Source organism: Paenibacillus sp. FSL H7-0323 (genome assembly GCF_038002725.1).
GTDB lineage: Bacteria > Bacillota > Bacilli > Paenibacillales > Paenibacillaceae > Paenibacillus_AQ > Paenibacillus_AQ odorifer.
This window is the reverse complement of sequence record NZ_JBBODB010000001.1, coordinates 2,331,727-2,345,070: the sequence shown is the minus strand read 5'-3', so window position 1 is coordinate 2,345,070 and position 13,344 is coordinate 2,331,727. Positions and strand designations below refer to the sequence as shown.

At 39.9% G+C, this 13,344-nt stretch carries 13 protein-coding genes and 1 pseudogene; 12 read left to right on the top strand and 2 right to left on the bottom strand.

Going from position 1 to position 13,344, the window contains the following annotated elements; translation table 11 throughout:
- The first annotated feature begins 1 nt into the window (after nt 1).
- Entirely contained in the window at nt 2-355 is a 354-nt protein-coding gene (locus tag MHH89_RS10700) for a YxeA family protein (RefSeq protein WP_076278684.1), read from the top strand.
- 82 nt (nt 356-437) lie between these two features.
- Here MHH89_RS10700 and MHH89_RS10695 read toward each other — a convergent pair whose 3' ends face one another.
- Both MHH89_RS10695 and MHH89_RS10690 read right to left on the bottom strand, forming a co-directional pair.
- A complete protein-coding gene (locus MHH89_RS10695) occupies nt 438-1,829 on the bottom strand; it encodes a sensor histidine kinase (protein ID WP_341087094.1) in 1,392 nt (463 codons plus the stop codon).
- A gap of 6 nt (nt 1,830-1,835) precedes the next feature.
- Nucleotides 1,836-2,537: a response regulator transcription factor gene (locus tag MHH89_RS10690; RefSeq protein WP_076127196.1), complete on the bottom strand. Its 702-nt coding sequence runs from the start codon at nt 2,535-2,537 to the stop codon at nt 1,836-1,838.
- On the opposite strand from MHH89_RS10690, the gene MHH89_RS10685 reads away from it, so the two are divergent.
- The 11 genes and pseudogenes from MHH89_RS10685 (at nt 2,509) to MHH89_RS10635 (ending at nt 13,338) form a co-directional block, all read left to right on the top strand.
- Nucleotides 2,509-2,901, top strand: a complete 393-nt coding sequence (locus MHH89_RS10685) for a hypothetical protein (protein WP_341087092.1) — start codon at nt 2,509-2,511, stop codon at nt 2,899-2,901. The genes MHH89_RS10690 and MHH89_RS10685 overlap by 29 nt on opposite strands.
- A pseudogene (locus tag MHH89_RS10680) lies at nt 2,879-3,127 on the top strand (hypothetical protein); the annotation flags it as partial. The gene MHH89_RS10685 and the pseudogene MHH89_RS10680, both read left to right, overlap by 23 nt.
- Before the next feature lie 327 nt (nt 3,128-3,454).
- Entirely contained in the window at nt 3,455-4,318 is an 864-nt protein-coding gene (locus MHH89_RS10675; protein ID WP_042129113.1) for a MurR/RpiR family transcriptional regulator, read from the top strand.
- A 573-nt stretch (nt 4,319-4,891) separates the two neighbouring features.
- Nucleotides 4,892-5,797, top strand: coding sequence for an N-acetylmuramic acid 6-phosphate etherase (gene murQ / locus MHH89_RS10670; protein WP_076182833.1), 906 nt, complete (start codon nt 4,892-4,894; stop codon nt 5,795-5,797).
- Between the two features lie 57 nt (nt 5,798-5,854).
- Entirely contained in the window at nt 5,855-7,309 is a 1,455-nt protein-coding gene (locus MHH89_RS10665) for an ABC transporter substrate-binding protein (protein WP_076190768.1), read from the top strand.
- 104 nt (nt 7,310-7,413) lie between these two features.
- Complete coding sequence (locus MHH89_RS10660; protein WP_060622964.1) at nt 7,414-8,316, top strand: carbohydrate ABC transporter permease; 903 nt, start codon at nt 7,414-7,416, stop codon at nt 8,314-8,316.
- 18 nt (nt 8,317-8,334) lie between these two features.
- Nucleotides 8,335-9,195 carry a carbohydrate ABC transporter permease gene (locus tag MHH89_RS10655; RefSeq protein ID WP_076281571.1) on the top strand — a complete coding sequence of 287 codons (861 nt, stop codon included), beginning with the start codon at nt 8,335-8,337 and terminating at the stop codon, nt 9,193-9,195.
- Complete coding sequence (locus tag MHH89_RS10650; RefSeq protein WP_341087088.1) at nt 9,195-10,415, top strand: anhydro-N-acetylmuramic acid kinase; 1,221 nt, start codon at nt 9,195-9,197, stop codon at nt 10,413-10,415. Before MHH89_RS10655 ends, MHH89_RS10650 begins: the two co-directional genes overlap by 1 nt.
- The gene (locus MHH89_RS10645; protein ID WP_340010570.1) at nt 10,416-11,387 is read left to right on the top strand and encodes a GNAT family N-acetyltransferase; all 972 of its coding nucleotides are present in this window, start codon (nt 10,416-10,418) and stop codon (nt 11,385-11,387) included.
- A 2-nt stretch (nt 11,388-11,389) separates the two neighbouring features.
- On the top strand, nt 11,390-12,097 hold the full coding sequence (locus MHH89_RS10640; RefSeq protein ID WP_076307689.1) for a PIG-L deacetylase family protein: 708 nt from the start codon (nt 11,390-11,392) through the stop codon (nt 12,095-12,097).
- Nucleotides 12,098-12,195: 98 nt separating this feature from the next.
- A complete protein-coding gene (locus MHH89_RS10635) occupies nt 12,196-13,338 on the top strand; it encodes an exo-beta-N-acetylmuramidase NamZ family protein (RefSeq protein WP_340396847.1) in 1,143 nt (380 codons plus the stop codon).
- Nucleotides 13,339-13,344: the final 6 nt, after the last annotated feature.

Below are 13,344 nucleotides of genomic sequence, written 5' to 3'. Positions count from 1 at the left end.
GATGAGAAAATTTCTAATTACTATGGGTATTTTGTTTGTTATTGGGGTTGTAGGTGTCTTTGCTCTAGCAAAGATTGATTTCAATCGCATGAATGCCGAAAATTACTATTTACAAATTACAGAGGATGGGAAACCCCATGAATATAAACTGAGTGATGGTACAGTGATGACTTCCTATTCCTATACACTAGAAGCTACAAATGCCAAAGGGAATACAATTCCACTGGAATTTAATGCACAAAAAAATCTTCGTAAAGGCGCCTACTTAAAAATGTATGTAAAAAAAGGTGATCAAGTCTCCTCATATGATGAAGTGAAGGTAGAGGATATTCCGCTAAAAGCAATAAAAAACTAATAAATTGAAGAAGGGCTGTCTCCAATAAAGGTAATGGAGCACAGCCCTTTTCTCTGCCTAATGAGTAAGTAAGGCATTTGTATTATAAAAGTATAGTAATGGTGGTTCCGGTATTCTCAATGCTCGTCATATCGAGTTTCCCCTCATGAGCCCAAATAATGTCTCTTGCGATGGCCATTCCTAAACCAGTACCATGCTTACTCGTTGTGTTTGTACCCCGATAGTAGCGTTCGAAAATCTGTTCCAGATCTTTAGCTGGAATACCCTGGCCATTATCAGAAATTGTAATTTGGGTATGCGGACTAATGGTTTCCACTCGAATCTTCACCACAACATTTTCATCGTTATGCACCAGCGCGTTGTAGATAAAGTTAAGGATCGCTCGTTTTAGTAATTTTTTATCTACTTTATGTACGGCTTTAACCATATTTGCCTCAAACTCTATCTGCCGTTCACCAAAGGTCGGGTCATTTAAAAGTTCAATCGTCATTTCTCGTAGAAACTGAACGAGATTCACCTCTTCAAATTGCAGGGATAGCTGGTGATTACGCAAACGTGTCGTTAAATTGAGGTCATCTAACAGATCTTTCATATACATCGATTTACTCTTGATAATTGACGTGTATTCCTGTAATTCTTGGGCTGTTAGATCTGTGGCACTGTCGTTAATAAATTCTGCATAACCTTGAATAGAAGCAAGTGGTGTCTTCATGTCATGTGAAACATTGCTAATCCATTCCTCACGCATTTGATCTAGACGTTTACGTTCCTCTTCATGTCGATCGAGCTTTTCAGATAGTTCATTCATATTACGAAAAACATCTTCATAAACACCTTTGGGAGTAGGCATCTTCTTAAAACGTCGTTCCCTGAGCTGTTGAATACCCTCTATTAATGTATGAAGGGGTGCAGTTAACTTTTTCCCAAATAGAAATCCAATGAGGATTACAATAAGCACATCAACGATTAAAAAAATGAAAAGAAAAACATTAACATCTTTGAAAATTTTAGCGTAGTCATAGGTCATTACGTAGCGGCCTATTTTAGGATTATTAATCCCTAAAAAGTAACTGAAATGTTGGGCTTCGCTGACAAAAACCGTCGTGCGTGCATCTAATTCTTTATATTTATACATTTGTACAATTTCAATAGGAGAATACTCTGTTTTCAATTCTTCAGGGGTATAAAATGCTGCTGCTTGCTCCCCTTGGTCATTCAAGAATTGTACCCAGGCGCTCATTTCTTGTAGTTTTTTGAGACCTTCTTCGTTCACAACAGGTTTGCCAGCCTGTAATTCTACGTATTGTGAAAAGGTTCGGCTAAAGGTTTCTGCAGATGCCTCTTCAGTGCCAAAGTTATTATTATTTACCTTTATAACGAATAAGGAAAGGAACAAAATCGCGTTTACAATACCAACGATCACAACAATAGTCATAACCGATCTTAAAAAGCGGAGTGTCAATTTCCATTTCAACTAGTCTCACTCCTTGGTATTTAATTTATAACCTAACCCTTTAACCGTCAAAATAAAGGAAGGATTTGAAGGGTCTGCCTCAATTTTTTCGCGTAAGCGCCGAATATGTACCATCACTGTATTATCGGAACCAAAAAAGTCCTCACCCCACGCCTGTCCAAACAAGGTTTCTTTGCTTAGAATCTGATTGGGATGATGCATAAAACAGCTCATTAAACCGACTTCTTTGGCGGTTAGCACGAGGACCTCGCCATTCTTTTTTAATTCTGTCTCATTGGCACTAAGCTCAAAGGGGCCAGCTTGTAAGCTTTTCGGAGCTTTTTTTTCTTCTGTAAAGCCAGCTCTTCTCAGTTGTGCCTTTACCCGATAAGCGACTTCTTTCGGACTGAACGGTTTAGTAATATAATCATCGCCACCTATCGCCAGTCCTAACAGCTTATTAATTTCCTCGTCTTTTGCAGACATAAATAAGATGGGTGCATTTGATGTTTCCCGAATTTTTCTGCATAAGTCGTATCCTTCTCCATCTGGGAGCATAATATCTAGCAATATAAGCTCAGGATTATACTCCTGGAACTTGTCCCAACCCTCTGCAACGGTCCCGGCAGTTACAACGTCTGGAACACCTTCTTTATGTAAAACAGCCTTCATCAGACGCGCTAAATCATCTTCATCGTCTATGATTAATACCCATTTACGACTTGCCATTTATTTCCCTCCAAATCCGTCTTTATGTACATTATTACATTATAAAGAACTCTTTATTTCTTGCGCAAAAAAATCGCAAAAGAAAGGCTTGCATGAAGATGGATATTACTTAGACGAACATAGCAAAGCAATATTCGGTCATTTATTAAAATTCATTCTAGATATAGACAAATCAGGTAAGGAGGAGAAATTGTTACGCCCCCTGCCTTCCATGGCATTGATCTGCACTGTATATGGCCCTTTGAAGATGTTCGCTAAAATGATGGAAGAAGGTGAGTTACTGTATTCGCTTGAGCTCGAAGAAGAACTTGCAGACAGCTTTTGGAATGCCATTAGATGGCTTGATTGCAGCCCTGGGCGTTGATTACAGCATATTCCTGATGATGCGGTATAACGAGCTTGAAGGGGATGTTGGATCACCTGCGCCGCGTTGATTCCTTCGGGTAACGACACTTATACAGGTAGCATTCGTATTAATCATTGCACTATTATTACTAAGTGTAGCGGCCATGCCGGTGTTCTTGACTACATTAAAGCAGCTTGCTAGCAAATTAAATGGTTCAAGTACGGTGCTACATCACAGGATGTAGTTGACAAATTGAGTCATATTTAGACGGCAGTGAAATTTAAAAATACATGCGTATTACGTATGCTGAGAACAATAGAAAGAATCTTCGGGGACCTTTGTGGTCCCTTGTTTCACCATATCAGAAAGTATATAATTATCGACTATACCTTACAACTTTATTACGCTATAATCAACGTAAAGTCACCAGATGTCCTAAGAGTAGGATGATTTTAATAGATTAATTAATATTAGCTTTGATATGCCGAAACGTATTTTGTTATTGAAATAGGTTGTTTATATTGTTTATGATATTAATAAAGGTGTTAATTAAATCTAGAGTAGGTAGATTATGAGTCTAAATGACAACGTATTAATTAAAATTCGTGATATGCGAGAGAGTTTTACACCAGTTGAACGATTGGTTGGAGATTACATTTTAGAAAATACGGAAGAGATCCCTCATTTGTCGATTAAGGAATTGGCTCAATCGAGTAAGACAAGCGATGCATCTGTCCTTCGTTTCTGTAAGACGATGGGTTACAGCGGATACCGCAATTTTATTGTGAGTATATCGGCATCTTTGGGTTCTCGTGATGAGGATTCAAAGGCTCAATATACAGATATTCAGCCAGGTGATGATCTCTCGACAATTATATCAAATATTTCATTGAATAATTGCAAGTCCATTGAGGATACGCTTAGTGTTATTGATCGAAAAGAAATTACAAGAGCTGTAGAATTACTATGTCATAGTAAGCGAATTGTTTTCTTTGGAATAGGTGCTTCGGGACTCGTTTGTATGGACGGGGAACAGAAGTTCTCGCGAATTAATAAGATGTGTCATGCCTATACAGATGGTCATAGTCAGCTCACGGCAGCAACTTTACTTGAGAAAGATGATGTTGCCATTTTCATTTCTAACTCTGGAGCAACTAGTGATATTATTGATGCACTGGAAATTGCCCAAAAGAATAGAGCGAAATGTATTGCGATTACGAAGTACAATAAAAGTGAGCTTGCGGAGCGGGCGGATATTGTACTGAGCATATCCACACCTGAAATAACAATCCGCAGTGGGGCTATGGGCTCACGTATTGCGATGCTTACGATCATCGACATATTATTTGCTGGTGTCGCAAGTGCAGAATATGAAGAAGTAAAAACCTACTTAACAAAAACGCATAATATATTAAAGAAAAAACTTAGAAATTAGGTTCTGATAGAATGAATGTGAAGGAAAGCATTGATCATGGATCAATGCTTTCCTTTTTTTGTATTTCATTCGCTTATTCGTGTACTAAAATGTACTACATATCAATCCATGTTAGATTATCTACATGATGAATACGTTGATCTAATGAATATAATAAGTAGTTTAATTCAATAATTAATAGCTTGGCACACAATAATGAGGAAGAAAATGAATGGAATCGAAGACGAAACATCATCCGGTTGAACGCGGATGATGTAACTTTATGTTTCGTTTGGAGCGATAATCAGCAAATAATACATTTTTTTAAATCGCTTTAACCTTAGAGCCATAGCGATCAAAGCAATTGGTAAAAATTTAAATTGTATCTTGTAAGCGCTTTATAAATGTGGTATAACATAGTATGTAAGAAATGAAATAAAACATCAGAATTTAATTTCTTTATGAAATTATATTTCAAAATCTATTGACGAAGCGATGGTGTTGTATTAGTATAAGAGCATAATAATTGTAAGTTAATATAACACGTTTTGTTAACTAGGTGACAGATTGAGACTGGGAAGAAGGAGGATGGCTATGAATGACTACCTTGCGGGATTGACAACAGAGGCTGTGAATCCAGACACATTAATGATTGATGAATGTACTACGGAAGAAATGATCCAGTTAATGAATCAACAAGATGCACTGGTCCCCAGAGCTATAACTGAGGAGATTCCGCAGATTGCAAAGGCGGTAGATATTCTACATCATAGGTTGTCTAATGGTGGAAGAATGTTTTACATAGGAGCTGGCTCATCAGGAAGATTAGGTGTTCTGGATGCTTCCGAATGTCCTCCTACCTTTGGTACAGATCCTTCCTTGGTGCAGGGCTATATCGCTGGTGGTGATATTGCTTTGCGTACTGCGGTTGAAGGCTGTGAAGACGATATGGATGAAGGGATCGCATTAATCGAAAGCATTGGTGTAACAAACAAAGATGTACTAATTGGGATTTCGGCAAGCGGTAGTGCAAACTACGTTATTGCAGCTTTAGCGAAAGCAAAGGAACTTGGAGCAGCCACTATCGGTGTTTGTAACAACAGAGGCTCAAAGTTCGAACCCATTGTAGATGTTTGTATAACACCTGTTGTAGGACCTGAGGTCATTAGCGGTTCGACTCGATTAAAGGCAGGAACTGCTCAGAAGTTGGTGCTTAATATGCTGACAACATGCACAATGGTCAAGTTAGGAAAAACGTACAACAACTTGATGGTTGATCTGAAGGCTAGTAATTTTAAGCTCGTAGATCGCTCGATTCGTATCATCATGAACACGACTGGTGTAGATACATCAACCGCCGCAGAAACACTTGAAAAAGCATCTATGAACTGTAAGTTGGCAATTATGATGATTAAATCGGGGTTAGATGCAAAAGAAGCAGAGCAAGTACTTAACGCAAACGGAGGACGCTTGAAACAGGCAATCGCATCATTGGTTTAGGTGTGAAAAGTGGAATAACAGGATGGATGCTATTAATAATTGAGGGGGCTGTTTTCGATGAAAAAAAGATCACGTGGATTAACTCTGTTTTTGTCAGGAATCATGATGGTATCACTCTTATCGGCTTGCGGAGGAAACGGAAATAACGCTACAACTTCTACAGATTCCGGTAATACAGGAACTAGTAACGGTGGTTCTGAGCCTAAAAAGGATACGATTACAGCACTTTTACCTCCGATATCAGCGAACTATCAAACACGTTTTGCTGATATGGAAAAAGAATTTAATACACTACATCCTAACTTGACTTTGAAAATCGAACCAGCGAGCTGGGAAGATATGACGCAAAAACTTGATACTCAAGTAAATGCAGGTTCTCCTCCAGATATTGCTTTTATCGGTGCTTCAGGAATTTCGAAATATGCAGCACTTAATGTACTAATCGACCTTAACGGTGCCCTTTCTGATGAAGCCAAGGCCGATTATGACGAAGTTCCATTGAAATATTTCCAACTAGGTGACGCTCAATACGGCCTACCAGCATATATGGAAATCCACACTATCGGTGGTAACAAACAATTCCTTGAAGAAGCCGGAATTGATTGGAAAAGCATTCAACAAAACGGTTGGACTTATGAAGAGTTCCGTAATGCAATTTCTAAAGGCGTAGTGAAAAATGATAAAGGTGAAACTACTCGTTATGGTTTCGTGTTCGCAACATCTGGTGTAGCATCTAAAGACTATCTAGCTATTCTTGCTAAAACTGCAGGTTTACCAGATTACTTCGATAAAGATCTTAAATATACGTATACAAGCAAAAACTTCTTGGGGCTACTTACATCTATTCGCGAAATGATCAACGATGGTTCTATGCCTAAAGAGCTAAGCTCTATCGATGCTGGCAAACGGTGGAACATGTTCCTAACGGGCCAAACGATGATCACAGGTAAAGGTTTATCTGCATTTGAAAACTCTGCTCGTCTAAACAATGAGAAGATTAAAGCGAACGATGGTTCAGCTGTTGCAGATTCTATTGAAGTTGATTATATTTCACTTCCAGTCCCAACATTCAACGGTGCCGATTATGTCCCTACTTCAATCGTTGATGGTTATATCGCACTTCGTGGTAAAAAAGCTCCATCTGAAGAGCACATCAAAAATATTGCCCTAGCAACGAATTTCTTGTCTTCTGGTTCAATTGCTGCTAACTACAGTAATGAGCTGTTCTTATCACCAATTACTGAATCTGCACGTAATGCAGAAGTACTTGAAAAATTCCCTCGTAACGAAGATAACGTTGCTGCAGGTAAAGCTATGATGGCCAAAGCGCTTCCGGCTCGTACAGATATTCCTACTGATCTGGCTGCTGAAGCATTAAAAATTGAAACAGAAGTTATTATTCCTAAACTACAAGCCTTACTTGCAAATGAGATTGCTCCACAAGAAATGTATGATGCAGTTAAAGCAGCTGCAATTAAATCTTTCGGTAAAGATGGTATTGTAGTTGACTAGTCTGTCGTAGGCTGACATGTGAAAGCTGTGCGTAGCTAGAACGTACAGCTTTCCTTCTAAATTAGCTAGAGCTTGTACTGTTTTTAGAAGAGAGGTGCGACCCAATGAATCAAACGTTGACTAAAAGAAAAAAATTGAAGCTCGAAAGTGACTCAGGTTGGGGATACGCGTTTATCGCAGTAGCACTTATTGCGTTTTCTTTATTTACCGCATATCCAGTCATCAATGCTTTTATTATCAGCTTACAAAAATATGGTCCATTAGGATCCACTTTTGTCGGCATGGATAACTTCGTTAACTCGTTTTCAGATGAACTTTTCTGGAAAGCGCTGAAAAACACGTTAGTATATACGCTATTAACTGTTCCGTTTAATATTCTTCTGTCATTTTTAATTTCAATTTTGATTATTCCTTTCAAGAAAAAAACACAAACGATCTTTAAAGCACTATATTACTTGCCAGCCGTAGCATCTGGTGTAGCGCTTTCTGTTGTGTGGCTGTGGATCTTCGATCCTTTAAAATCAGGTATTGCCAATAAGCTCGTGAGTTTTTTAGGTATTGAAAATCAAAACTGGCTTGGTTCCAGTGCAACTGCAATGTTCTCACTTGTGTTAATGTCATGGTTATCAAGTCATGGTACAGCAATTATTATTTATATAGCCGCATTACTCGCTATTGATAACAGCTATTATGAAGCAGCTGAAATTGATGGCGCGTCTTTCCTGCAAAAGCTTTGGTTTATCGTTGTCCCTTTCCTTAAGCCAACAACGCTATTCCTACTTGTTACGGGTGTTATCGGTTCCTTCCAAGTATTCCAAAACGCTTATCTTATGACAGGCGGTGGACCAGACCATGCAACAACAATGGTAGGTTTGTTAATCTTTAACAATGCGTTCACATATTTTGAGTTTGGTGAGGCAGCGGCACAATCATTAGTTCTAGCAGCGATTATCGGATTTATCTCATTCCTTCAATTCAAGTTTATAGGTAAAGATGTAGAATACTAGGAAAAGGAGCAGAATACTATGGGTTTGTACAACAACAGCTTAAGAAGCAAAGGGTATCTGTTTATACGTAATGGTGCAAACATTACGTTCCTTATCCTATTCGCCGCAGCTACCATATTCCCGATATACTTTATGGTCATTTCCTCGTTCGGTGATCCGGTAGAAGCTGGTGCAATGAGCTATTCTATCCTACCAAAGAAGATTTCATTTGAATCTTATAAATTCTTTTTTAACTTTAGCTCACATACATGGGACTGGTTATTGAACTCTTTTATAGTGGCAGCGTGTATCACGGTATCTAACGTATTTTTTGCTACTCTTGCTGGATATGCTTTTGCAAAAATGAAATTTAAAGGGAAAAACATTTTGTTCGCTATTTTGCTGGGATCTATGATGATTCCTGTTCAAGTTACTCAGGTTCCACTATATATTTTGATCGTAAATATTTTTGAATTACAAAATACGTACACTGCGTTGATTATGCCGAGCATAGTAACGGTATACAATATCTTCTTGGTTAAGCAGTTCATGTCCTCCATTCCAGGTGAAATTATTGAATCTGCTAAAATCGAAGGTTGTTCCCAGCCTAAAATCTTCTGGTATATCATTATGCCTCTATCTAAAACAATTATGGCAGTACTAGCAATCCTAACGTTCATGGCGGCATGGAATGACTTTTTCTGGCCGTTCCTAGTAACGAATACGATGGATATGCAAACCATTCAGGTCGGCTTGAAAAACTTTCGCTTTGCGAATACAACTTACTTTGCACCGATGATGGCGGGGGCAACCATTTCAGCAGTTCCAATGTTTATTTTATTCTTCAGTTTACAAAAATACTTCCTTGAAGGGGTAACAGTTGGAGCGGTGAAAGGTTAATGGACAAACAATCAAAAGTGGATGCAACATACTTAGTTGGCTTGATGTCAGGTACATCAGTAGATGGTATTGATGCAGCAGTAGTTAAGCTTTTCCCTTCAGCCGAAAAAGAGCATGGAGTAGAGATTGAATTACTGGCTTTTGAAAACACACCTTTTGAGGTGCAAGTTAGAAACTCCATATTTGAGCTTTTTGATCCCGCTAGCGCTACGATTGATAAGGTTGGCGCAATGAATATGTGGCTTGGCGAATTATACGCCCAAGCCACATTATCCGTTATAGGGAAATGCGGCCTTTCGCCTTCGCAAATATTCGCAGTAGGATCGCATGGTCAAACAATCTATCATGCTCCGGAAGAGAATGTTATGGGCGGCTATAATCTGCATTGTACCGTTCAGATTGGGGATGGTGCAGTTATCGCCAATCGCACAGGAATTCCTTGCGTATCAGACTTTCGAGTTGCTGACATGGCAATGGGTGGACAAGGAGCTCCGTTAGTACCATTTACCGAATACTTATTGTTTAACAATCCAAAGAAAACACTTCTGATGCAAAATATTGGCGGAATAGGCAATGTGACTGTTTTGCCTGTAAATGCCTCACCAGATGAGGTATTTGCTTTTGATACGGGTCCTGGAAATATGATTATCGATGGCCTTGTATCGCAATTATTTATACCAATGACAATGGATGTTAATGGCGAAATTGGTGCGGGCGGTCAAGTGATTGATGAGCTATTGAAATGGATGCAGCAGGATAAATATTATACGATGCCGTTACCAAAATCGACAGGCAGAGAACGGTTTGGTCAACAATACGTGGCACAAATCATTGAATTGATGAAGGTTAAGCACTGGAAAGCAGAAGATGTTGTTGCAACAGCTACGTACTTAACTGCCTGGAGCATCGTCGATAGCTATGAACGGTATATTGCACCGCAGCACCAGGCTGAGCAATTGTTAATTGGCGGCGGTGGAAGCTATAACAAGACGCTTTTGCGTGATTTGCAGCACTTATTTGCACCGCATAACGTGCAGGTGCTGACGCAGGAGGATATCGGTGGTAATAGTGATGCTAAGGAAGCAATTGCTTTTGCTCTGCTAGCGTATTACACGATGGAGCGCTTACCAAACAATATCCCGCTAGTAACTGGAGCATCACAGCCAGTAGTAATGGGCAAAATTTCCTGGCCCTATATTGGACGTTCACAGGAGGCTTAAATGTTGCAAATCAGACCCTTTTCAATTGAAGATCACTCTGCAGTTGTAGAGCTTTGGAATCGTGAGGCTACAAAATATGATTATAAGCCATTTACAGAGCGAGAGTTTCAAGATACATTCATCGACCATCCTTATTTTGACGCTGACTGTATATGGGTAGGCTGTGACGAAAAAGGGATTGTTGGTTTTGCAGCTGGCTGCTGCGGCTCTGATCTCCCTCTTGGAGATGTGGCCGGTTATATTACGAGTGTTATTATAGATTCCCATGTGGCTTCTCTGGAGCTTTACGATGCTTTTCTATTGCGTTTAGAAAAAAGATTCCAAGAACTTGGGAAAAGACAAGCGGATGTATTGTTTTTTAACCCTGTTAAGCTGAAGTGGAGTATACCAAGTGCACCTCAGCATGAGCATAATAATGCCCCGGGCATCAGTAAGGATCAGCCATTATATGAAGCTTTAATGGCTAGAGGCTACGAAGATCGAGCGACGCAATGCGGCATGTATTTAAAACTCGGAAGCTTTATAGTTCCCGAAGATATTTTAGATAAGGAAACCAATGCAAATAGCAAGGACTATTACATTACGTCCTATGTCCCTGATTTACATACAGGGCTTGAAGCAACGCTTGCTGCCCTGCAAAATCCGCAGTGGAAGAAGGATATTGTTACTTATGTGAAGGTTGGCGCACCACTTGTAGTAGCTGTGTACGGCAACGAGGTTGTGGGCTTTGCAGGTCCAATTATTTCGCAGCCTGATGGAAGAGCATTTTTTTGCGGTATCGGAGTGCACCCAGAGCATGAGGGTCATGGTCTTGGCAGTGTATTATTTTTCCGAATGGTTGAAGCTTTTCAAAATGTGGGCTGTCAATATATCTCTCTATTCACTGGAAATAATAATCCGGCTCTTCGAATCTATCAAAAAGCGGGCTTTACTATTGAAAAACAATTTTCTATATTGCGGAGGGAACTTTAAAGATGAGCGAAAAATTCACAGTATTAGCAATTGGAGCGCATGTTGGTGATGTGGAGCTAGCTTCTGGTGGTGTGCTCGCTAGTCATAGTTTAAAGGGAGATCGCATTGTGACACTAGCGTTAACTGCGGGTGAACGAGGGGTCCCGGCAGGACAGGATATGAAGGAATATCGTCAGCAAAAAGTGAAAGAGGCACAGGTTTTTGCGGATATGCTAGGCGGTGAAGCCATTGTATTCGATGGTTATTGTGACGGAGAGTTGCCTGACAATCAGGAAGTTCGTATGGAGGTTTGTGATGTAATTCGTCGCGTGAAGCCTAACATTATTATTACACACTGGAAAAACAGTATGCATAAGGACCATGCGCTAACGCATCATATCGTAAATGATGCCCGTTTCTTCGCAAGTCTATCATCCTTTGAACGAGCGCTCCCCGCGCACTTTGCAGCAAGATTATATTACTCCGAAAACTGGGAGGATGCGGTTGATTATGTCCCTTACGTATATGTGGATTTCGATCAAGCGGCATTTGATCTATGGATAGATGCTTTAAGCAAGCATTGGTTTGTGACGAATAGCAAATCTTTCAAATACATGGATTACTATAAAGCACTAGCAGTTGTTCGCGGCTGTGAAGCAAGAAAGACATATGCAGAAGCATTTATGGTGCCAGCTGAAACGGTGAAGGTTAGGCAGTCTAGTCTTTGGTAACTATTCAACTAGCTAAGAGGGAGTGTTTCTATGTATTGCAGGAAACATTCCCTTGTTCTATCCATTTATGCGAAAAAGCAGCTAGGAGGCAGCTTCATATGGTGTTAAATGGGATTGATTCTATAACGAATTATCGTTATTTGTTCGAAGGTAAGCGCGTAGGATTGATTACAGCGCCGACAGGTCTTACGAAGGATTTTGCATCAACGATTACTATTTTACATGAAAATTTTAATCTTGCTGCGATGTTTTCACCTGAGCATGGCGTTCGCGGAGATTTGGATGCAGGGGCAGTAGTAGACACTTACATGGATCCTTTTACGAATGTTCCAGTCTATAGCTTGTACCGTAAAGACTCCAAGCGTTTAACAAAAGAAATGCTGAATGAAGTAGACATCATTGTATACGATATTCAAGATGTTGGTGTTCGCTATTACACATTTATTTATACGATGCTGTATGCACTTGAAGATTGTGCAAATGCAGGTGTAGAATTTGTTGTTCTTGATCGTGTTAATCCGCTTAACGGGGTAACGGTAGAAGGGAATGTCTTGAAGCCCGGCTTCAAATCATTTGTTGGAAATTACGAGCTAGCCGTACGATACGGCTTAACAGCAGGTGAGGTAGCAACGATGGCAAATGATCAAATGAATTGGAGTGCATCGCTGCATGTCGTTCGTTTGGAAGGCTGGGAACGGAGCATGTCCTTCCCGGATACAGGATTAACTTGGGTTCATCCTTCACTTGGAATACCACGATATGAAACGGCGTTATTATATACAGGAACATGTTTATTTGAAGGCACAAACTGCTCCGAAGGACGTGGAACAACGTTCCCTTTTGAAATGATTGGTGCTCCGTTCATTCAAGCGCAGCAATTGGCAGATGAGATGAATGCAAAAGGTATCCCGGGTGTGCTTTTTCGTCCAGTTCATTTCAAGCCAACGTCATCTAAACATTGTGGCGAGCTATGCGGCGGGGTACAAATTTACATTACAGATCTCCAAGTGCTGAGGCCTTTAGAAGTTGGGGTAACCTTATTATTTACGATAAGAGATTTGTACGAGCAATTTTCATTCCTGCCTCCTGTGAAGGAGGGCTCTCGTCCATTTATCGATTTGCTGGGGGGAGACAACATGTATCGTACGGACAATATGCAAGCCAAGCAGCTGCTTGAACAGTTTGCAGCGGAAAGCAAGCAATTTGCAGAAATAACACAGCAGTATCATTTATATCGCTAGAGGAAG